20 protein-coding genes are annotated in these 17,458 nt (G+C 66.8%); 8 read left to right on the forward strand and 12 right to left on the reverse strand.

Annotated features, from left to right (window positions below; all coding sequences use genetic code 11):
• Nucleotides 1-25 precede the first annotated feature (25 nt).
• A complete protein-coding gene (locus OHA70_RS01400) occupies nt 26-355 on the forward strand; it encodes a putative quinol monooxygenase (protein WP_328327619.1) in 330 nt (109 codons plus the stop codon).
• Here OHA70_RS01400 and OHA70_RS01405 read toward each other — a convergent pair.
• The 4 genes from OHA70_RS01405 to OHA70_RS01420 form a co-directional block, all read right to left on the reverse strand.
• A complete protein-coding gene (locus tag OHA70_RS01405; RefSeq protein ID WP_328327621.1) occupies nt 342-1,490 on the reverse strand; it encodes a hypothetical protein in 1,149 nt (382 codons plus the stop codon). The two genes, OHA70_RS01400 and OHA70_RS01405, sit on opposite strands and share 14 nt — an antisense overlap.
• Complete coding sequence (locus OHA70_RS01410; RefSeq protein ID WP_328327623.1) at nt 1,490-1,957, reverse strand: excalibur calcium-binding domain-containing protein; 468 nt, start codon at nt 1,955-1,957, stop codon at nt 1,490-1,492. Before OHA70_RS01410 ends, OHA70_RS01405 begins: the two co-directional genes overlap by 1 nt.
• 157 nt (nt 1,958-2,114) lie before the next feature.
• On the reverse strand, nt 2,115-2,540 hold the full coding sequence (locus tag OHA70_RS01415; protein WP_328327625.1) for an SgcJ/EcaC family oxidoreductase: 426 nt from the start codon (nt 2,538-2,540) through the stop codon (nt 2,115-2,117).
• Nucleotides 2,541-2,574: 34 nt separating this feature from the next.
• A complete protein-coding gene (locus OHA70_RS01420; protein WP_328327627.1) occupies nt 2,575-3,456 on the reverse strand; it encodes an NAD(P)-dependent oxidoreductase in 882 nt (293 codons plus the stop codon).
• 57 nt (nt 3,457-3,513) lie between these two features.
• Between OHA70_RS01420 and OHA70_RS01425 the strand changes: the two genes are divergently transcribed.
• Both OHA70_RS01425 and OHA70_RS01430 read left to right on the forward strand, forming a co-directional pair.
• Nucleotides 3,514-4,404 (forward strand): LysR family transcriptional regulator, encoded by an 891-nt coding sequence (locus OHA70_RS01425; protein WP_328327629.1) that lies wholly within the window; start codon nt 3,514-3,516, stop codon nt 4,402-4,404.
• 46 nt (nt 4,405-4,450) lie between these two features.
• Nucleotides 4,451-6,703, forward strand: a complete 2,253-nt coding sequence (locus tag OHA70_RS01430; protein ID WP_328327631.1) for an FUSC family protein — start codon at nt 4,451-4,453, stop codon at nt 6,701-6,703.
• Nucleotides 6,704-6,801: 98 nt separating this feature from the next.
• On the opposite strand, the gene OHA70_RS01435 is transcribed toward OHA70_RS01430, so the two are convergent.
• Nucleotides 6,802-6,975: a hypothetical protein gene (locus OHA70_RS01435; RefSeq protein WP_328327633.1), complete on the reverse strand. Its 174-nt coding sequence runs from the start codon at nt 6,973-6,975 to the stop codon at nt 6,802-6,804.
• Nucleotides 6,976-7,109: 134 nt separating this feature from the next.
• Between OHA70_RS01435 and OHA70_RS01440 the strand changes: the two genes are divergently transcribed.
• Nucleotides 7,110-7,892, forward strand: coding sequence for an endonuclease/exonuclease/phosphatase family protein (locus OHA70_RS01440; protein WP_328327635.1), 783 nt, complete (start codon nt 7,110-7,112; stop codon nt 7,890-7,892).
• On the opposite strand, the gene OHA70_RS01445 is transcribed toward OHA70_RS01440, so the two are convergent.
• Entirely contained in the window at nt 7,889-8,164 is a 276-nt protein-coding gene (locus tag OHA70_RS01445; protein WP_328327637.1) for a YggT family protein, read from the reverse strand. The two genes, OHA70_RS01440 and OHA70_RS01445, sit on opposite strands and share 4 nt — an antisense overlap.
• A 104-nt stretch (nt 8,165-8,268) precedes the next feature.
• On the opposite strand from OHA70_RS01445, the gene OHA70_RS01450 reads away from it, so the two are divergent.
• The 4 genes from OHA70_RS01450 (at nt 8,269) to OHA70_RS01465 (ending at nt 11,123) form a co-directional block, all read left to right on the forward strand.
• On the forward strand, nt 8,269-8,670 hold the full coding sequence (locus tag OHA70_RS01450) for a PPOX class F420-dependent oxidoreductase (protein WP_328327639.1): 402 nt from the start codon (nt 8,269-8,271) through the stop codon (nt 8,668-8,670).
• A gap of 78 nt (nt 8,671-8,748) precedes the next feature.
• Entirely contained in the window at nt 8,749-9,051 is a 303-nt protein-coding gene (locus OHA70_RS01455) for a hypothetical protein (RefSeq protein ID WP_328327641.1), read from the forward strand.
• Nucleotides 9,052-9,207: 156 nt separating this feature from the next.
• On the forward strand, nt 9,208-9,969 hold the full coding sequence (locus OHA70_RS01460) for a 3-hydroxybutyrate dehydrogenase (protein WP_328327643.1): 762 nt from the start codon (nt 9,208-9,210) through the stop codon (nt 9,967-9,969).
• Entirely contained in the window at nt 9,966-11,123 is a 1,158-nt protein-coding gene (locus tag OHA70_RS01465; RefSeq protein ID WP_328327644.1) for an alpha/beta fold hydrolase, read from the forward strand. The genes OHA70_RS01460 and OHA70_RS01465 overlap by 4 nt, the downstream gene beginning before the upstream one ends.
• 8 nt (nt 11,124-11,131) lie before the next feature.
• Here the strand turns inward: OHA70_RS01465 and OHA70_RS01470 are convergent, their stop codons facing one another.
• From OHA70_RS01470 to OHA70_RS01495, 6 genes are all read right to left on the reverse strand, one after another.
• Nucleotides 11,132-11,527 (reverse strand): helix-turn-helix domain-containing protein, encoded by a 396-nt coding sequence (locus OHA70_RS01470; RefSeq protein WP_328327645.1) that lies wholly within the window; start codon nt 11,525-11,527, stop codon nt 11,132-11,134.
• Between the two features lie 38 nt (nt 11,528-11,565).
• Nucleotides 11,566-12,246 carry an acetate uptake transporter gene (locus OHA70_RS01475; protein ID WP_328327647.1) on the reverse strand — a complete coding sequence of 227 codons (681 nt, stop codon included), beginning with the start codon at nt 12,244-12,246 and terminating at the stop codon, nt 11,566-11,568.
• Nucleotides 12,247-12,330: 84 nt separating this feature from the next.
• On the reverse strand, nt 12,331-13,563 hold the full coding sequence (locus OHA70_RS01480; RefSeq protein ID WP_328327649.1) for an acyl-CoA dehydrogenase family protein: 1,233 nt from the start codon (nt 13,561-13,563) through the stop codon (nt 12,331-12,333).
• On the reverse strand, nt 13,560-15,176 hold the full coding sequence (locus OHA70_RS01485) for a long-chain-fatty-acid--CoA ligase (RefSeq protein WP_328327651.1): 1,617 nt from the start codon (nt 15,174-15,176) through the stop codon (nt 13,560-13,562). The genes OHA70_RS01480 and OHA70_RS01485 overlap by 4 nt, the downstream gene beginning before the upstream one ends.
• Nucleotides 15,177-15,230: 54 nt before the next feature.
• A complete protein-coding gene (locus OHA70_RS01490; RefSeq protein ID WP_328327652.1) occupies nt 15,231-16,892 on the reverse strand; it encodes a PHA/PHB synthase family protein in 1,662 nt (553 codons plus the stop codon).
• Nucleotides 16,889-17,383, reverse strand: a complete 495-nt coding sequence (locus tag OHA70_RS01495; protein WP_328327653.1) for a MaoC family dehydratase — start codon at nt 17,381-17,383, stop codon at nt 16,889-16,891. Before OHA70_RS01495 ends, OHA70_RS01490 begins: the two co-directional genes overlap by 4 nt.
• Nucleotides 17,384-17,458: the final 75 nt, after the last annotated feature.

Raw genomic sequence — 17,458 nt, forward strand, 5'->3', positions numbered from 1 at the left:
CGCCACCCGCCGATACGATCGGCAAATGATCTTCATCACCGCAAAGTTCAAGGTCCTCCCCGAACACGCCGACAACTGGCCGACCATCACCGCCGCCTTCACCGAAGCCACCCGCTCCGAACCCGGCAACCTCTGGTTCGACTGGTCCCGAAGCCTCGACGACCCGACCGAATACGTCCTCATCGAGGCTTTCGCCGACGACGAAGCCGCCGGCGCCCACGTCAACTCAGCCCACTTCAAGTCGGCCCAATCCACCCTCCCACCCCACCTGGTCGAGACCCCTCGCATCATCAACTTCAAACTCGACCAATCCGACTGGTCCGAACTAGGCGAACTAGCCGTCAACCGCGACTAGGAGGCTCGTCTCCGAGGGCACGAACGGCCGCCACCACGTGCTCGAGCGCCGCGATGATCGAAGCCTTGGCGCGAGGAACGATCGCCGGCTCGAACATGTAGGCATCGAGCTTGGACGGCACCGGCTTCGCACCCGGAATCTGCGACACCTCTTGGACGAAGGCCTCAATTGCAGGCTGAACACTGTGCACCTGTGCCAGCGTTTCGCGATCGACGCCCAGGCTGAGATGCCGGGCGGAGAACCACTGGTCGCCTTCGAGGAACGCCCACGCAATGGACACCGGCTCGGCCCGATCCGGTGTCCGGACCCGAAGCGATGCGCCCTTGGCACCCCAGTACGTGACCAAGCCGAGCGCGCTCGCCCCGGCGAGGACCTCCTTCATCGCGTCGCGGTATTCGTCGTCGGCGATGCCTGCGAGGAAGTTGGCCTCGTTGGTCCGCCCGGTACCGACGGATGACGCGGTCTGGCCGGAACGCGCAGTACCGGAGACCACCTGAGCGGAGTACGCGGAGAGCTGACTCCCCTCCATTCGGATCACCTGCACCAGCGAGTACTGGCCGTACCGGGCGGTGGCGTTCAGGTACTGGAGACTCTTGATCATCGCGGGGGTGAATCGCTGGGCTGCCACCACGAATCTGAAGTCCCCGTTCGCCAGTACGTCGGTCAGACGGGCGTTCAGCGTGCCGAGCTCCTCCTCGCCGAGCTCCCAGTTCGTCTTACTGACTGCCTCCGCCAGGCTGCCCAGGCCCTTGAAAGCCTCAGAGACGTGCCCTCCACTCAGGTAGCGCTGGACGACGCCGTTGTCGAAGTCGGTCAGCGTCATCCCCCAAAGATCCGACCCGTAGTCGATCAACTGAGCGAGGGCGGCGCGAAAGTCTGGGTTCTGAGGTCCGGTCTTGAATTCGATCAGGACCAGATCACCTGAGCGGGCCAGACACAGCAAGTCGATCGCACCGGAGGCGAGGCTGGTCTCCCGGCCGACGACGAGCAGGTCGCCGTCGAGGCCGAGGTCATCGGAAGGAATCAGCTGCGGGTTGAGTTTCACGATCTCCTGCAGCGCCTTCTCGCTCTCCGCGGGGACTTCCACCAGGTCGAAGCTGCCGTCGGGTCCCTGGGCCAGGACTCTTCTGGGCATCAGTTCTCGCAGCCGACGCCGTCGCCATCTCGGTCGAGCTTGCTCGAGTAGCCGGGGTCGCCGCGATGGATGGGAGCCTTGCCCGCGGCGCGGACTGCTGAGCAGTTGGCGTAGTACGCGCTCTCGGTGGTCTTGGTGGCCGTTGGCCTGGGTTTGGGCTTTGGTTTGGTGGTTCGGTGGGTGGTCGGCTTCTTGGTCGGTTTGGGGACGGAGATCTTCTTCGGTGGTTTGACCGTTGGTACGACGGTGGCCGCGGTGGTCGGCTTCTTGGCTGGGATCGAGGCCAGCGGGACCGGCTTGGCGACTGTGGTCGTGGCTGTGGCTGTCGGCGAGGTGGTGACGGTGGTGGTGACTGTGGTTTCGGATGCTGCTTGGTTCTTGGTGGTGGTGGCGCCGCAAGCGGTGGCTAGGGCGGTGGCCGCGATGAGGCCTGCGAAGGCTTTCAGGGCAGGCTGAAGTCTGGTCATTACTCCCCCAACCCGTCCTCGGTTCCCCCCGGGACGGGATCGTTGTCGCTCAGGCCTGACGGCCGAGCGACCCCATGCCTACCAGTCGTTCATCACCCTCCGCGACGGCCGAACGGCCATTACCGGCGAGTTGTCCCCGTGTTGTTACCTAGCGCGATCAAGACTCCGGTACTACGACAGTGTTCTGCGCGGCCGCGATCCGCCACTCGCCGTCGTCCTTGGCGAGGAAGTAGACGGGGCTGCCGGTCTCCACTGGTAGCTCGGCGGTGGAGCCAGGGCGTTGGGCGTACCGCTGGTTGACGTTGACTACTGCGATGTCGGGGCGGACGAAGAGCAGATGGTCGGGCGTGTACGTCGCGTAGGAGTCCGTTGTCGCGCCGGGTAGTACGCGGCGGGTGAACTCGGCGATGGTGTCGAGTCCGTAGAGGCGTTTGCCGTGGCCGGTCACCCACAACGCGTCCTCACGGAACAGAGCAAGGAAGGTATCCGCGTCCTCCTTGCTCTGCGCTTCCTCGACGGTTGCCACCAAGGCGATGATCGCGTCCACGTCGGCTTGGCTGGGGATCTGACCGGAGATGTCCATGCCGGAGATCGTCCTAGTTGAAGCTGACTTGAGGTCAAGGCTGTCTGAAGTGCTTGACGATTTGGCCTAGGTCTTCGTTGGATGCTTCGGGGTGGGCGGTTAGGCGGTCGTGTACTGCCTGGGCCACGGGGAGGTCGGCGGCTGCGGTGGCTAGGGCTACGTCTTTGGCTGCGAGGCGGACGGGGAAGTAGACGCCTTCGGCGAAGGCGCGTCCTGCCAGGCCGGCCAAGGGAGAGGTTGCGAGGGCGGCTTTGACCTGAGCCTCGGGGAGGCCGAGGGAGTCGGCCAGGGCCATCGCTTCGGCGACTACTGCTACGCCGTTGATGACGGCGTTGATGAGGACGAGCTTCAGGGCGGCGCCACTGCCGACGGCTCCGGTGCGGTTGACCGTGCCGAAGAGTTCGAGCAACGGAAGTACCGGGTCTGCGTCGCCGCCGACCATCAGGAGGAGTTCGCCGCTGGCCGCGCGGTCCACGCTGCCCATGACCGGGGCGTCGATCAGCGTGATGTCGGCCGGCAGCAGCTTGGCCAGTTCACCGACGACCTCCGGGCCGACCGTGGACGCGTCGATCAGCACGGCACCGGGCCTCAGCGAGCTCGCGAAGGCTCCCACAACCTCGCGAACCGCCGCCGGATCGGCCAGCATCGTGATCACCACATCGGCATCCCGCACCGCGTCAGCCGGCGAGTCCACAACCTTCACCGTCGCACCGCCATCGCCCCACCCTGCTGCCACAACCCCGGCGTCTCGCGCGGTGTCCGTTCCGGAGCCGACTGCTGCTCCGGCGAAGGCGAGTGCGCGGGTGGTTGAGCGGTTCCAGACGGTCAGCGGGTAGCCGGCTGCCAGGACGCGGCGGGCCATCGGGGCGCCCATCGAGCCGAGGCCGAGGAAGGCGATCTTCGTGTTCTTGTCCATGCCCCAACGCTAGCCACCGTCGAGCAATGTGAGTAGCGAATGTCTAGCATGGAACCCATGCCGCCGACGCATGACTTCTCCACCCCGCTCCTCCGCGTTTTCGTCGCGGTCGCCGCCCGCGGCTCCTTCACCGCGGCCGCCCCACTCCTCGGCTACACCCAGTCCGCCGTCTCCCGACAGATCTCCACTCTCGAAGACGAAGCCGGTACTGCGCTCTTCGACCGCCTCCCCCGAGGCGTCCGACTCACGGAGCCCGGCCGCCGCCTGCTCCCCCACGCCCAAGCGGTCCTCGACCGCCTCGACGCGGCCCGCCAAGAACTCACCGACCTCAGCGAACTAGCCACCGGCCGACTCAGAGTCGCCGCCTTCGCCACCGCCGACGCAGCGCTGGTCCCGCAAGCCATCGCGACCTTCCAACGCCGGTACCCCGACGTGCGCATCACTCTCCGCGAAGGCTTCACCTCCGGCCTCCTCGAATTACTCGGCGCCGGCGAAGCGGACATCGCCGTCGTCAGCTACCCGACCGTGCAGCACCTCGACGGCTTCGATCTCCGCAAGCTCCGGGACGATTTCATGTACGTCGCTCTGCCACCGACCCACCGCTTGGCGCGCCGACGCCAAGTCCGCTTGACCGATCTGCAGGACGAGCAGTGGATAGCAGGCAGCTCCCGCCCCGAGGACACCCTGATCAGCGCCTGCCTGCGAACCGGCTTCCAGCCACACATCGGATTCGTCGCCCGCGATTGGATGGCCAAACAAGGTTTCGTTGCCGCAGGCACCGGAATCACCCTGGTCCCGTCCCTCGCCGCCGAGGCAGTCCGCCCCGACATCAAGCTGGTCCGCATCCACCCCGACGACATGCCACCCCGCCAGATCTACACCGCCACCATCAGCGGCCTCACCCCGTCGCCTGCCACCCGCGCCTTCCTGGAGGTCCTGCATACCTGAGACATTTGCTAGCTGTGGGCAGGCGTACCGGCGTACGCTCGGAGCCGTGCCCGGTCGGTGGAGTGTTCTTGAGTGGCTCCGCGCCAAGGATGCGGGGTTGTCCGCGACTCGGCGGGCGGGGCGGGCCGCGGTGGTGATGCCGTTGGCGTTCGCTTTCGCTTATCTGGTGCTCGACAATCCGGTGATCGCGATCTTCGCGTCGTTCGGGTCGATGTCGACCGTACTGTTCGTCGACTTCAGCGGTACCAAACTCGAACGGCTGCAGGCCCAGGCAAGCCTGATCGCCGCCGGCCTGATCCTGATCTCGATCGGCACCGTTGCCTCAGGCTCCGTATGGTTCGCCGCCGCGGCGACCCTGATCGTTGCCTTCATCATCTTGTTCGTCGGCGTGATCAGCTCCGTTCTCGCCAGCGCGACGACGGCCCTCCTCGCCAGCTTCATCCTCCCGGTCAGCCTGCCCGGCGGAATGACCACGCTGCCCGACCGCCTCATCGGCTGGCTGCTCGCCGGCGCCGCCTCCCTCATCGCCATCACCTTCCTCTGGCCCGCCCCCACCCGGGAAGCCCTCCGCGGCCCAACCGCCCACGCCTGCACCCTGCTCGCCAGACGCCTCCAAGCCGGCCTCGACTGCCTCCGCAACCCACCCGACACCGAACTAACCGCCGCGCTGATCTACCAAGCTGGCGAGGCCTCCGCAGCAGTAGCCGAACTCCGCAAGGCCTTCTTCGGTACTCCGTACCGCCCCACCGGCCTCTCAACCTCCGCCCGCACCCTGGTACGAGTCGTAGATGAAGTCATCTGGCTCAACTCCGTCCTCGAACCCCACCCCCGGATGCCGAGACCCGGCCCCGCCGCTCCCTACCTGATCGCCGTCTACGAGGCAGCCGCCGACCTCCTCGACCGAGCCGCGAACGTGCTCGACAACGACGACGGCAACCTCACCGGATTCGACGAAACCCTCAACCGTCTCCACCAGGCCCGGCTCGCCCTGGAACAAGCCGTCACCGAGCTCCCGCCGTCCCATACCTCCGAGCACACAAACACTGACGGCGACACCATGGTCAAGACCTTCGTCAGCTCACTCGAACCAACGTTCAGAGCCCAGGAGATGAGCTTCGCCGTCGCTGCCATCGCGGAGAACATCGAGCTCGCAGTAGCAGCCCGCGGCCGCAGCTGGTGGGGTCACCTCCTCGGCCGCGGGCCCGCCGGCCCCGGCTCACCCCTGTCGTCAGTCAAAGAGCGTGCGGGCGCGCATCTGGAGCTCCACTCGGTCTGGCTCCACAACAGCATCCGGGGAGCGGTCGGCCTTGCCCTCGCCGTCCTGATCGCAGACCTCACCGGCGTACAGCACTCGTTCTGGGTCGTCTTCGGCACCCTCGCCGTACTGCGCTCGAACGCCTTGAGCACCGGCCAGAACGCACTCCGCGGACTCGCCGGGACAGTGGCCGGCATCATCATCGGCGGCGCCGTAGTACTGGCCATCGGCTCCAACACCACCGTCGCCTGGTTCCTGCTGCCGGTAGCAGTACTACTCGCAGGACTTGCACCTGCCGCGTTCTCCTTCGCAGCAGGCCAGGCCGCCTTCACCGGCGTACTGCTGATCCTGTTCGACATCATCTCGCCAGCAGGCTGGGAGATCGGGCTAGTCCGCATCGAGGACGTCGCGATCGGGTCTGCGGTGAGTCTGCTCGTTGGATTGCTCCTCTGGCCGCGTGGTGCAACAGCAGCTCTCCAGCAGGCGCTAGCCGAGGGGTACTCCGACAGTGCTCACTACCTGCGCCAGGCAATCGCCTATGCGGTGACCCGATGCGACGGACGAACCGCGCCAGCCGCAGTACCGGATGAAGCGTCCAGGAAGGCTGCTGCGGCCGCACGCCGACTTGACGACGCCTTCCGGACGTACCTGGCCGAGCGAGGCAGCAAGCACCTCCCCCTGGCCAATGTGACGACACTGGTGACGGGCGTCGCGGTACTGCGCATCACTGTCGACGCCATCCTCGAGCTGTGGAGTCGCGGCGACAGCCCCACCGGCGACCGCACAGCTGCCCGGATGGAGCTCATCGACTCCACCGGCGTGCTCGTCGACTGGTACCAGGAGACAGCGATCGCATTGGCCGGCGCAGGCGAGGTGCCGACGCCGATCGAGCGTGACGACGACGCGGACGACCGGCTGGTCACCGCGGTGCGCGCAGACCTCACCGCAGATGACGGACGGTGGACCGCGACCGCAGTACGGATGCTGTGGACTGCCGATCACCTCGACGGATTGCGCCGTCTACAACGCGCTCTCGAGGTGTGACCGCACTGTACGAATACGGCAGCCGCAAAAGATCTGCCCGCCGCCCTGAAGCAGGCGGCGGGCAGATCGACAACGACATCGCTCAACGAAATGCTGGGTCAGCGGCGGCGACCCCACTTGGCGGAGGCGCCGATGCCGGCCAGGTGCAGGGCGATGCAGAGCAGACCTGCCATCAATAGGGTCTGCGGAGTGAAGGCGTCACTGACGGACGCGTTGGCCCAGTCGAGGATGAGTGCCAGTCCGAAGATGACTGCGGCAATGATGGCGAACATGATGGTTCTCCTGTCGAGATCCGGGCGGGGATGGGCAGGGCGAACTAGTACCCGGCGCGGGCGCTCAGCTAACTCCCTACCGACCGCCCGCACAAGGGGTCACGGCCATCACGAAACCGAATGAGGATCGGCGCATGCGAGCAACCCCCGACGGGCACCACGAACAGTTTGTCGTCGCCTCTCTCAACACCCGCGGAACGCCGATCGGAGGGTCGCGACTGACGGCCCGGTACGCCGAGATCGCGCGGGCCTTCGAGGCGTCGCCGGTGCAGGTCGTGAACTTCCAAGAGGTCTTGACCTACTACCATCTGCGCCGACTCGCAGCAGGTCTGCCGTCGTTCCGAGCGGCCTATCGTCCGTCGCTCGCCGGGCCGGCCGGTGGTGTGGTGACGTTCTCACGGCTGCCGGTGGAGTCGGTCCGCTATCGGCGGTTGCCGGCGCCTCGGAGTACGGAGTTGTCGTTGCGCTTGCGGGGGTTCCTGAAGGGCGCGTTGGTGACTCGGGTCGCCGGACTGTCGGTCGTGAACGTGCACCTGCTCGCCAACACCGACGGGACCTGGTCGGCCTCCAACAGGTTTCATCCGATCCATCAACAGCAATTGACAGAGCTCGCCGCGCTCGTCGGCAGCCTCGCGTTGCCCTGCGTCGTGACCGGCGATTTCAACATCCCTCGCCATAAGCCGTTGGTGCAGGATTTCCTCAACACCACAAGGCTTGTCGACGCGTTCGGGGGCGAGTGTCCGCCGACGTTCCAGCAGGCGTATCTGCCGGCCGGGATGAAGTCCCAGTGCATCGACTTCATCCTGACCGCGGGGCTGACGGCCGAGTCGGCCGATGTGGTCTTCGAGGAGGAGCTGCCGTCAATCGGCTACGTCTCCGACCACATCGGCCTCCTGACTCAGCTGATCAGGGTCTAGAGGCTGAAGGCGACCGCCCGCACGATCAGCGCCGCCACGAAGACGATCGTGAACGCCAGATCGAACGCGATCCCACCCGCGCGCACCGGCCGCACCCGCCGCCGTACCGGCTCGAGCACCGGCTCCGTCCACGCGTGCGTCAACGTCCGCGCCTTCACAGCCCAGGCCGGACCGCGCCCGACCACGCCGCCCCAGTCCAGCAACATCCGGGCAATCAGTACCAACAGGAACGCCGACAACGCGTACCCGACAAGCGCTCCAAGCAAGCTCATGACCAACTCCTTTGCTCCATCTTGCCAGGAACAACGAGCCAGCCAACCTGGAAATGTCCTGTCACCAGACTTCTTAGCTGACTATCAGTTACAGAATGGCTCTCATGACCGACCTACCGCAGGGCCTTCTGAAGCTGCTCCACCAGCCAAGCCCTTGCTTCATCGCCACCCTCCAGCCCGACGGCTCTCCGCACCTGACCCAGGTCTGGGTCGACACCGACGGCGAGCACATCGTGATCAACACCGTCGACGGCCACCAGAAACTCCGCAACATCCACCGCGATCCCCGGGTGGCTGTCACCGTCTCCGACCCTGACGACACCGCGCGCTACTACTCCGTCCGCGGCCGGGTCATCAACACCACGACCGATGGCGGCGTCGAAGGCATCGAAGCCCTCTCCCAGAAGTACTCCAACGGCCCCTACTCCTGGCATGGCGGCCGCGATCAGGTCCGGGTCGTTCTCACCATCGCCGTCGACAAAGTCATCCACGCCCCCTGGAGCTGAGTGCGTACTGATTAGCAGGCTTAGCAATTGTCGTGCTAATGTTGCAAACACGACACCACGACTACCAAGGAGACCCTCATGGTCACGAACACCGAGAGCACGAGCAGCACGCCGGACTTCAGCACCGACCTTCCGTCGATGGAGGAGGCGGCTCAGCGGATCCGCGACCTCAACGAGCGGTTGATCGAGTCCACCAAGAGCGCGGGCATCGTCGCCCTCGACGCCTACGAGAAGGGCCTGCAGAGCCTGGTGGACTTCGAGACGAAGGTCGCCTCGGCCAGCCAGCTCGAGTGGGTGTCGGCAGTGGCCACCACTCACGCCAAGTTCGTCACCGACATGAGCGCCTCCTACAGCAAGGCAGCGCGCGACCTCCTGAACTGACAGCGCGAACCGGAGGAGCCCACACGCTCGCCCTGCTGACGAAAGGGCGAGCGTTCGGTTGCCGGCGAAAGTAGCGTCGGCCTGTAGTTGCTGCTGGCAACGTTGAGCCATCGGCCGGAACCGATTCCCCGCACGCTCAGCAGTGAGGAAACTGCCATGCCCAGATCGCAACGCCGTGCAGCCATCGTCACCGGCGCCGCCGGGGGCATCGGTTCGGCCATCGCCGCCCGGCTCGACAAGGACGGCGTGGATGTTCTGGCCGTCGACCTGGCGAGCGCCGCGGCGACGTACTCCGGTCCCGGGGTCTCCCACGCCGCGGATCTCACGACGCGAGAGGGAAACCGGGACACGGTTCGTGCCGCGGTCGAGACGTTCGGCCGGCTCGACATCATCGTCGCCAACGCCGGCTTCCAGCACGTGGCGCCTGTCGCAGACTTCCCGGAAGACCGTTGGGACGCTCTTCTCGCGCTCATGCTGACCAGTCCCTTCCTGCTGGCGAAGTACGGCTGGCCCGCTCTTCTGGAGGCACCACAAGGTGGCCGCTTCCTGGTGATCGCCTCCGCGCACGCCTTGGTCGCCTCCCCGTTCAAGGCCGGCTACGTCGCCGCCAAGCACGGTGCCCTCGGCCTCGTGAAGACGCTGGCCCTCGAAGGCGCCGACCACGGGATCTCGGCCTGCGCCATCTGTCCCGGCTATGTCCGCACCCGTCTTGTGCAGCAGCAGATCGCCACCCAGGCCAAGGCACACGGTCTGTCGGAGGACCGGGTGCTCGATGACGTGATCCTGACCGCCCAGCCGGTCAAACGGCTGATCGAGCCCGAAGAGGTCGCGGAGCTGGCGGCGTTCCTGCTCGGCCCGCATGGCAGGTCGTTCACCGGAACCCCTGTCTCGATCGACCAAGGATGGACAGCCCGATGAGAGCCACCACCTGCCCGCCCGGCATCGTCGACGCAACAGTCGACCAGGCATTCGGCCAGTTCGAGACGCTCGTACGAGGCGCGAGTGACTACTTCACCGACGTCGTCTCCGGTCGCACCACTCCGCTCCGCCTAGGTCTCGACCTCGTTTCCTGGGCGAAGACCGTCGCGCGCCGCGAGCCGCCACGATGGGCCACTGAGAACACCGTCCTCGCCGAGTGGCCGATCGCCCGGCTGCGCGACTTCACGAGGTCCAGCGCCAACACCGCGGTCCCCATGCTGCTGCTGCCTCCGCAGGCCGGCCACGACTCGTGCATCGTCGACTACGACCCGCTCCAGAGCCAGATCAGGACCGCTCTCGACTCCGGGCTCACCCGCGTGCTGTCACTGGACTGGATCGGGGCCACCGCCGAGACCAAGAACGCCTCCATCGAGGACTACATCGCGGTCGTCGATGAGGCCGTCGCGCTGGTGGGTGGCCGAGTCCATCTTGTCGGTGACTGCCAGGGCGGCTGGCTGGCGGTCATCTACGCCGCACTGCATCCCGAGACGATCGAGACCCTGACCATCGCCGGCGCACCCGTCGACTTCCACGCCGGGGAGCCGCTGATCCACAACTGGATGCAGGTGTTGTCACCGCTGGGCGACCTGGCCTTCTACCGGGCTGTCGTCGAGGCCAACGGGGGCGTCCTTCCTGGCAGGTTCCTGCTGGCGGGCTTCGTCGCGATGCAGCCGGCCAACGAGCTGGACCGCCAACTGCAGTTGCTCCTCCATATCGGCGAGCCTCGTCACGTGAGCCGGTACCGGACGTTCGAGAACTGGTTCCAGCACACGCAGCCCATCCCGGGAGCGTTCTACCTCTGGATCGTCGAGAAGCTGTTCCAGAACAACGAGCTGGTCGCGGGAACACTCCAGGTCGCAGGGAACACCGTCGACCTGGCTCGCATCACCTGCCCCGTCTACCTGCTGGCCGGCGCGACCGATCACATCACGCCGCCTCCGCAGGTCTTCGCGCTCGCCGACTACGTCGGTACCGGGCCTGCTGACATCCATCGGCGCCAGACCACCGGTGGGCACCTCGGCCTCTTCATGGGCCACCAGGCGCTCCGCGAACACTGGCGGCCCCTGTTCGCGGAGCTCGCCGCGCGGTCGTAGGCCGCTGTCTACGGTTTGGTGCGGGTCGCGCGCGCCCGCCGGACGGCGTTGGCGTCGACGAATCCGCGGTAGACCTCGAGCAATGCCCGGCGCTGGGTCGCGGTGAGCTCGTTGGCGGCCTCGATCTGCGCGGGGAGGCCGGTGGCCGGGTCGTCCTCGTCCTCGGACAGGGGTTCGACGAACCCGGCGTCGGCGTAGAGCCGCTGCACCGAGGTCTCCAGGGAGTCGGCGATCGCGTTCAGCACCGCCTCCGACGGCGCCCGCAGGCCGCGTTCGATCTGGGAGAGGTACGGGTTGGAAATGCCGACGGCTGCGGCCAGCTCGCGCATCGGAAGTGCCGCAAGCTCACGCTGTGCACGGATGATCCGGCCGAGCATGAGATGCGGCACCTGCTGGTCGGTCATGGCTCCATTCTAGCCGCCGGCCTGGCGATCCTCGCGTTCTAAGCCGAACGCCTGAACGGGAAGACCGGGAGGAGCGTGCGACCCCACGTGGGGTTCACAACGCCTGCCGCGGATCCGTACCAGGCGAGAGCCGCGACCAGCAGACCGACATAGCCACCCGCATGCAGCAGGAAGGTGCTCTCGGCGAACTCTCCGAGGGTAAGCAGGGCGAAGGTGACCAGCGCGGTGCCGAAGACGGCCAGGAGCACAGTGTTGGTCTTGGCCGCGGCCAGCGTCATGTACGCCGTGAAGATCGTCCACATCAGCAGGAAGATGCCGGTGGCAACATGCGCGCTCTCCGGCGGCAGTCCGCCGGCGACGTATTTCGCGTAGTAGAAGTAGGAGATCCAGAACGCGCCGTACGACGTGAAGGCCACCGCGCCGAACGTGTTGTCGTTGCGGAACTCCCACATCCCGGCCAGGATCTGCACGATTCCGCCGTAGAGAAGGGCGAGCGGCAGGACGACCGCCGTCAGCTCAGCTGAGCCGAGGCCGGAATTGAAGATGCTCAGCACGAAGGTGGCGCCGGCGAACGCGGCCAGACCGAGCGGTGCGGGGTCGGCGATCGGGACGCCCGGGTCGGCCGGCGGGAGCAACCGTTCGGCACCACGTCCGTCCACGATGCCATCGGCCAGCACATGCGTCGGTGGCGGGACCGGTGGGTCCAGGGTGGTTGTCATCGCACTCTCCTTGCTGTGGTGGTGCAGGTCCCGGCGTCGGCCGGGTCGGTGTACGTGGTGATGCCGCAGTCGGACGCCGCGTCGTCAGGAGATGGCGCTGACACCGGTGATGTCGCGCCCTACGATCAGCGTCTGGATGTGCTCGGTGCCCTCGTAGGTGTAGATCGACTCGATGTCGGTCATGTGCCGGATGACGTGGTAATCGAGCAGGATGCCGTTTCCTCCGAGCAGGTCCCGCGCCTCGGCGATCACCTGCCGGGCCTTCAGCGTGTTGTTCATCTTCGCCAGGGCGGCGATCGTGTCGGTGAGCTTTCCCTGCTCCTCGAGGCGACTCACGCGCAGGCAGTACAGCTGCATGGCCGTGACCTCGGCGAGCATCTTGACCAGTTGGTCCTGCACCATCTGGAAGCTGACCAGCGGCTTGCCGAACTGGCGGCGGCGCCGGGTGTAGCTCAACGCGGCCTCGTACGCCGCCACCGCGTGTCCCAGGGCGCCCCAGGCGACGGCGATCCGGGTCGAGGCCAGCACGCGCGCGGCGTCCTTGAAGCTGAGTGCTCCGGGGAGCACGTTCGCGTCCGGGACGAAGACGTCGGTGAGGGTGATGTCGGCCTGCCAGACGGCCCGGACCGAGCCCTTGCCCTCGATCAGGCTGGCGACGTACCCGGGTGCGTCCTTCTCGACGAGGAAGCCTTTGACCTTGCCATCGAGGGTGTCGCGGGCCCAGACGACGATGACGTCGGCGATGGTGCCGTTGCCGATCCAGCGCTTCTCGCCGTTCAGCCGATAGCCCTCGCCGTCCCGCGTGGCCGCCGTCTCCAGGGCGACGGCATCCGAGCCGTGCTCCGGCTCGGTCAGCGCGAAGGCGCCCAGTTTGTCCAAGGTCGCCATCTCCGGCAGCCAGCGTTGCTTCTGCTCCTCGGAGCCGAGCATCCAGATCGACCGCATGGCCAGCCCTGCCTGGACGGCCTGGAAGGTTCCGAGGCTGCCGTCGCCGCGGTTGAGCTCCATGTTGATCAGCCCCGCCGCGACCGAACTCATCGGCGGGCAGCCATAGCCCACGATCCCGTCGCCGACGATGCCGAGCGCCCCCATCTTCTTCACCAGCGCCCACGGAAACTCGGCCCGTTCCCAGTAGCCGTTGATGACCGGGAGCACCTCGGTGTCCACGAACTCTCTGGTGCGATCCAGGTACTCCTGCTCGGCGCCGGTCAGTTCGTCGCGCAACCCGAAGTAGTCGGTGCCCAGCGACTTGCCGATGTCGGTGGTGGTCAAGGTGGTCTCGTCGTAGGTCTGGTCAGCCAGCATGGTGTTCCTCATCCCTGGATCCGGCTCACGTGGCCGACCCATTCCTTTTCGCGGAGCTCGAACTTCTGGATCTTGCCCGTGGAGGTGCGCGGAAGGTGCTCGACGAACTCGACCGCCTTCGGCACCTTGTACCTGGCGATGTGCGCCTGCAGGTGAGCGATCAGCTCCGCCTCGTCGACGGTGGATCCGGGCTGCCGGACCACGAAGGCCTTCGGCCGCTCGCCCCACTTCTCGTCCGGAATGCCGATCACGGCCACCTCGCGCACCGACTCGTGCGCCTCGAGGGCGTGCTCGATCCCGACGGTCGAGATGTTCTCGCCGCCCGAGATGACGATGTCCTTCGCCCGGTCCCTCAGCTCGACATAGCCGTCCGAGTGCTGCACGCCGAGGTCGCCGGAGTGCAGCCACCCACCACGGAACGCGAGCTCGGTGGCTTCGGTGTCGTCGAAGTAGCCCGCCATCACATTGTTGCCGCGCATCACGATCTCGCCCATGGTCCGGCCGTCGCGGGGAACGTCGACCATGTTCTCGTCCACGACGCGGATGGGGTCCGCCTGGATCATGGCCACGCCCTGGCGGGCCTGGCGCCGGGCCTGGTCGGCCGGCGATAGTGCCGCCCAGCCGGCCTGCCACTCATTCAGGGAGTACGGACCGTAGAGCTCGGTCATCCCGTAGACGTGAACGATCCGCGCCCCGAGTTCGCGCATCCTCGCGATCACCGTCGGACTCGGCGCGGCTCCCGCGACGGTGGCCACGAGCTCCCGGTCCAGTACATGGGCCTCGGGTGCGCCGGCGATCGTCGTCAGCACGGTGGGAGCGCCGTCGAGGTGGGTCACGCCCTCCTGGTCGATGAGGTGCCAGATCACGTTGGCCCGGACTGCTCGCAGGCAGACGTGGGTGGCGCCGATCCCGGTCACGGCCCAGGGTGTGCACCAGCCGTTGCAATGGAACATCGGCAGCGTCCAGAGGTACACGCTCTCCGGGTCGAACCGCTGATGGACGATCTCGCCGAGGGCGTTGAGGTAGGCGCCCCGATGGGTGTACATCGCGCCCTTCGGCTGGCCTGTCGTCCCCGAGCTGTAGTTGATGGAGATCAAGCTGTTCTCGTCCTCGATCGTCCAGGGCAGCGGTTCACCCGTGCCACCCTTGAGGAACTCGTCATAGAGCACGTAGGCCGGGTCGACAGCCTCGTGTGCCACCGGGCCGTGCAGGTCGCTGACCGCGACGATCTTGCTCACCGTCCGGAAGGACTCGATGACCGGGCCCAGTGCGGGCAGGTACTCCGTGTCGACCACGAGGATCTTCGCGCCGGAATGGTCACAGACGTACCGGACCTCCTCGGGCGAGAGGCGCGTGTTCACCGCGACGAGCACTGCGCCCGCCAACGGAACACCGAAGTTGGCCACCAGCATCTCGGGGATGTTCGGAACCATGTACGCCACCCGATCGCCGGGTTGGATCCCCGCTGATCGCAACGCGTCCGCCAGCCGGGTGGCCTCCACACCGAACTCGCTGTAGCTGAGCCGGCGCTCGCCATAGGCAATCGCCGTCTTGTCGGCGAACACGTCGGCAGCACGTTGCAGGAAGGAAAGGGGAGTCAGAGCGGTGAACGAGTGGGCGGGCATGGGGAACCTCCGGTGGAACGGTGAGTCGGTGCAATCTGGATGGGGTTGGTCGCGCTACGAGCGGATGTACTCGCCAGGGGCGTCGCAGAGGGGCGGGTGCTCGACCGAGCGATCCGGCGGGGCGACCATCGGTCCCGCCCGCTCAGCGGCCCAGGCGTCCCAGTCGGTCCACCAGGTCCCCGGGTGCTGCTTCGCTGCTGCTCGCCAGTCCCCGGCATCGGCCGGGTTCTCGGCGGCAGCCTCGAACCAGGCCTTCGGTCCGGGTGGGTTGACGATGCCGGCGATATGACCGCCGCTGGAGAGCACGTACCGGACATCCCCACCAAGCAACTGGGTGGCTTCGTACGAGGCTGTCCACGGCACGATGTGGTCGTTGACGGCGCCAACGACATACGCGTCGTTCGTGACGTCGCCCAGGTTCAGGCGGCACCCGCCGAGTTCGAGCTGACCGGACGCCAGCAGGTTGTCGACGTACAGGGAGCGCAGGTACGACGAATGGAGAGTGGCGGGGATCCGGGTGGTGTCGGCGTTCCAGACGAGGATGTCGAACGCGGGCGGCGTTTCCCCGAGCAGCCAGTTCGAGACCACATAGTTGAAGATCAGCTGGTTCGGTCGCAACACATCGAAGGTGCCGGCCATCTTCTCGCCGTCGAGGAAGCCCGAGCGCGCCATCTGCTCCTCGAGCCGGGCTACCGACGCCTCGTCGGTGAAGACACCGAGAGCGCCGGGGTCCCGATAGTCCAGCAGCGTGTTGAGCAACGTCACCGTGCCGACCCGGTCGGGCTCCGACTGCGCCAGGTACGCCGCCGTCATCGCCGTCATCGCCCCGCCGATGCAGAGTCCGGCGAGGTCCACCGTCGACGAACCGGTGATCTCGGTGATCACGTCGAGGGCGGCGCACGGCCCGCGGGACAGGTAGTCGTCCATAGTCACGCCGTTCATGGACGCGTCGGCGTTGCGATAGCTCATCACGAACACGGTCCGCTCGTGCTGAACCGCCCATTCCAGGAAGCTCCGCCCGGGCGCGAGGTCCATCACGTAGTACTTGTTGATCCACGGAGGGATGGCCAGCAGCGGCACCGCACGGACCGACTCTGTCTGGGGTGCGTACTGGATGAGCTCCATCAGGTCGTTGCGGAACACCACCTTGCCCGGGGTGGCGGCGAGATTCCTGCCCACTTCGAAGGAGCTCGAGTCGACCTGGCGGGGTTTCCCGCCGTTGGTGAGCAGGTCGCCGACGAAGTTGGTAGCCCCCTTGACGAGGCTCAAACCGCCCGTCTCCGCGGCTCGGCGCAAGGCTGCGGGATTCGTCAGGAGGAAGTTCGTGGGGGCGAGCGCATCGGCCAGGACCTGTCCGGCCAGGGCGGCCTTGGCCTCGACCACGGGATCGTCCGACCCGACTGCCAAGACGTCCTCTCCCCATTGGCAGGCGGCCTGATAGACCCCGCGGAGAGCGAAGAACGCCGGATTGGAACTCCAGGCCGCATCGGCGAACCGGCGGTCGGTTGCACGGGTATCCTTCCCCGCGCCATTGGCAAGGAGGACGGCTGCGGTGGCCGGCCCCAGCTTCGACATGCTGCCGGCGAAGGTGAGGGCGGCCGCGGCGAGCCCGGCCGGCCGGGTCGCTGACCGGGAAAGGGTGGCGACCAACGCCTTGCCGAAGCCGGTCGGGTCTCCTGGGGCGGGTGCCTCAGACCTGGGTTTTGTGACGGTCATGAAGACACCAGTTCGGGCCGGACGTAGTAGCGGAGCAGGACGTCGGCGACACAGCAGGGCTTCTCTTGGTCGGCTACTTCGTAAACCAGATGGAGGGTCGCCTGGACCCCGCCGGGAAAGTCGCGAATTGCACTCAAGCCGACCTCGGCGCGCACCTGTGCACCCAAGGGCAGCGGTGCTGGGAAACGCACCCGGTCCACGCCGTAGTTGACGACCATCACGGCGTCGCTGACATCAAGCACCTCGTCGACCAGCGCGGTGGCCAGGGACAGGGTCAGGTACCCGTGGGCGATGGTTCGGCCGAACGGCCCCTGCGCTGCCCGGATCGGGTCGGTGTGGATCCACTGCTCATCGTGGGTCGCCGCACCGAAGGCGTTCGCGTCCGCCTGTTCGATCGCACGCCACTCGCTGTGACCGATCACCCCGCCGAGACGGGCCTTCAGCTCCGAGGTGGTGAGCTGGAGCGGGCCGGTGCGCGTGCGCAGGTTCATGGAGTGCCTCCAGGGAAGCAGTGGCCGTAAGGGCCGCTGCTGGAGGGTAAACAGACTCGACCTGTGGCGGCCTCG

The organism is Kribbella sp. NBC_00382 (assembly GCF_036067295.1).
GTDB lineage: Bacteria > Actinomycetota > Actinomycetes > Propionibacteriales > Kribbellaceae > Kribbella.

Excerpts from the sequence above, each read along its gene's own strand:
- OHA70_RS01400 (WP_328327619.1), top strand. The coding sequence starts at position 26 with ATGATCTTCATCACCGCAAAGTTCAAGGTCCTCCCCGAACACGCCGAC.
- OHA70_RS01405 (WP_328327621.1), bottom strand. The coding sequence starts at position 1,490 with ATGCCCAGAAGAGTCCTGGCCCAGGGACCCGACGGCAGCTTCGACCTG.
- OHA70_RS01410 (WP_328327623.1), bottom strand. The coding sequence starts at position 1,957 with ATGACCAGACTTCAGCCTGCCCTGAAAGCCTTCGCAGGCCTCATCGCG.
- OHA70_RS01415 (WP_328327625.1), bottom strand. The coding sequence starts at position 2,540 with ATGGACATCTCCGGTCAGATCCCCAGCCAAGCCGACGTGGACGCGATC.
- OHA70_RS01420 (WP_328327627.1), bottom strand. The coding sequence starts at position 3,456 with ATGGACAAGAACACGAAGATCGCCTTCCTCGGCCTCGGCTCGATGGGC.
- OHA70_RS01425 (WP_328327629.1), top strand. The coding sequence starts at position 3,514 with ATGCCGCCGACGCATGACTTCTCCACCCCGCTCCTCCGCGTTTTCGTC.
- OHA70_RS01435 (WP_328327633.1), bottom strand. The coding sequence starts at position 6,975 with ATGTTCGCCATCATTGCCGCAGTCATCTTCGGACTGGCACTCATCCTC.
- OHA70_RS01440 (WP_328327635.1), top strand. The coding sequence starts at position 7,110 with ATGCGAGCAACCCCCGACGGGCACCACGAACAGTTTGTCGTCGCCTCT.
- OHA70_RS01445 (WP_328327637.1), bottom strand. The coding sequence starts at position 8,164 with ATGAGCTTGCTTGGAGCGCTTGTCGGGTACGCGTTGTCGGCGTTCCTG.
- OHA70_RS01450 (WP_328327639.1), top strand. The coding sequence starts at position 8,269 with ATGACCGACCTACCGCAGGGCCTTCTGAAGCTGCTCCACCAGCCAAGC.
- OHA70_RS01455 (WP_328327641.1), top strand. The coding sequence starts at position 8,749 with ATGGTCACGAACACCGAGAGCACGAGCAGCACGCCGGACTTCAGCACC.
- OHA70_RS01460 (WP_328327643.1), top strand. The coding sequence starts at position 9,208 with ATGCCCAGATCGCAACGCCGTGCAGCCATCGTCACCGGCGCCGCCGGG.
- OHA70_RS01465 (WP_328327644.1), top strand. The coding sequence starts at position 9,966 with ATGAGAGCCACCACCTGCCCGCCCGGCATCGTCGACGCAACAGTCGAC.
- OHA70_RS01470 (WP_328327645.1), bottom strand. The coding sequence starts at position 11,527 with ATGACCGACCAGCAGGTGCCGCATCTCATGCTCGGCCGGATCATCCGT.
- OHA70_RS01475 (WP_328327647.1), bottom strand. The coding sequence starts at position 12,246 with ATGACAACCACCCTGGACCCACCGGTCCCGCCACCGACGCATGTGCTG.
- OHA70_RS01480 (WP_328327649.1), bottom strand. The coding sequence starts at position 13,563 with ATGAGGAACACCATGCTGGCTGACCAGACCTACGACGAGACCACCTTG.
- OHA70_RS01485 (WP_328327651.1), bottom strand. The coding sequence starts at position 15,176 with ATGCCCGCCCACTCGTTCACCGCTCTGACTCCCCTTTCCTTCCTGCAA.
- OHA70_RS01490 (WP_328327652.1), bottom strand. The coding sequence starts at position 16,892 with ATGACCGTCACAAAACCCAGGTCTGAGGCACCCGCCCCAGGAGACCCG.
- OHA70_RS01495 (WP_328327653.1), bottom strand. The coding sequence starts at position 17,383 with ATGAACCTGCGCACGCGCACCGGCCCGCTCCAGCTCACCACCTCGGAG.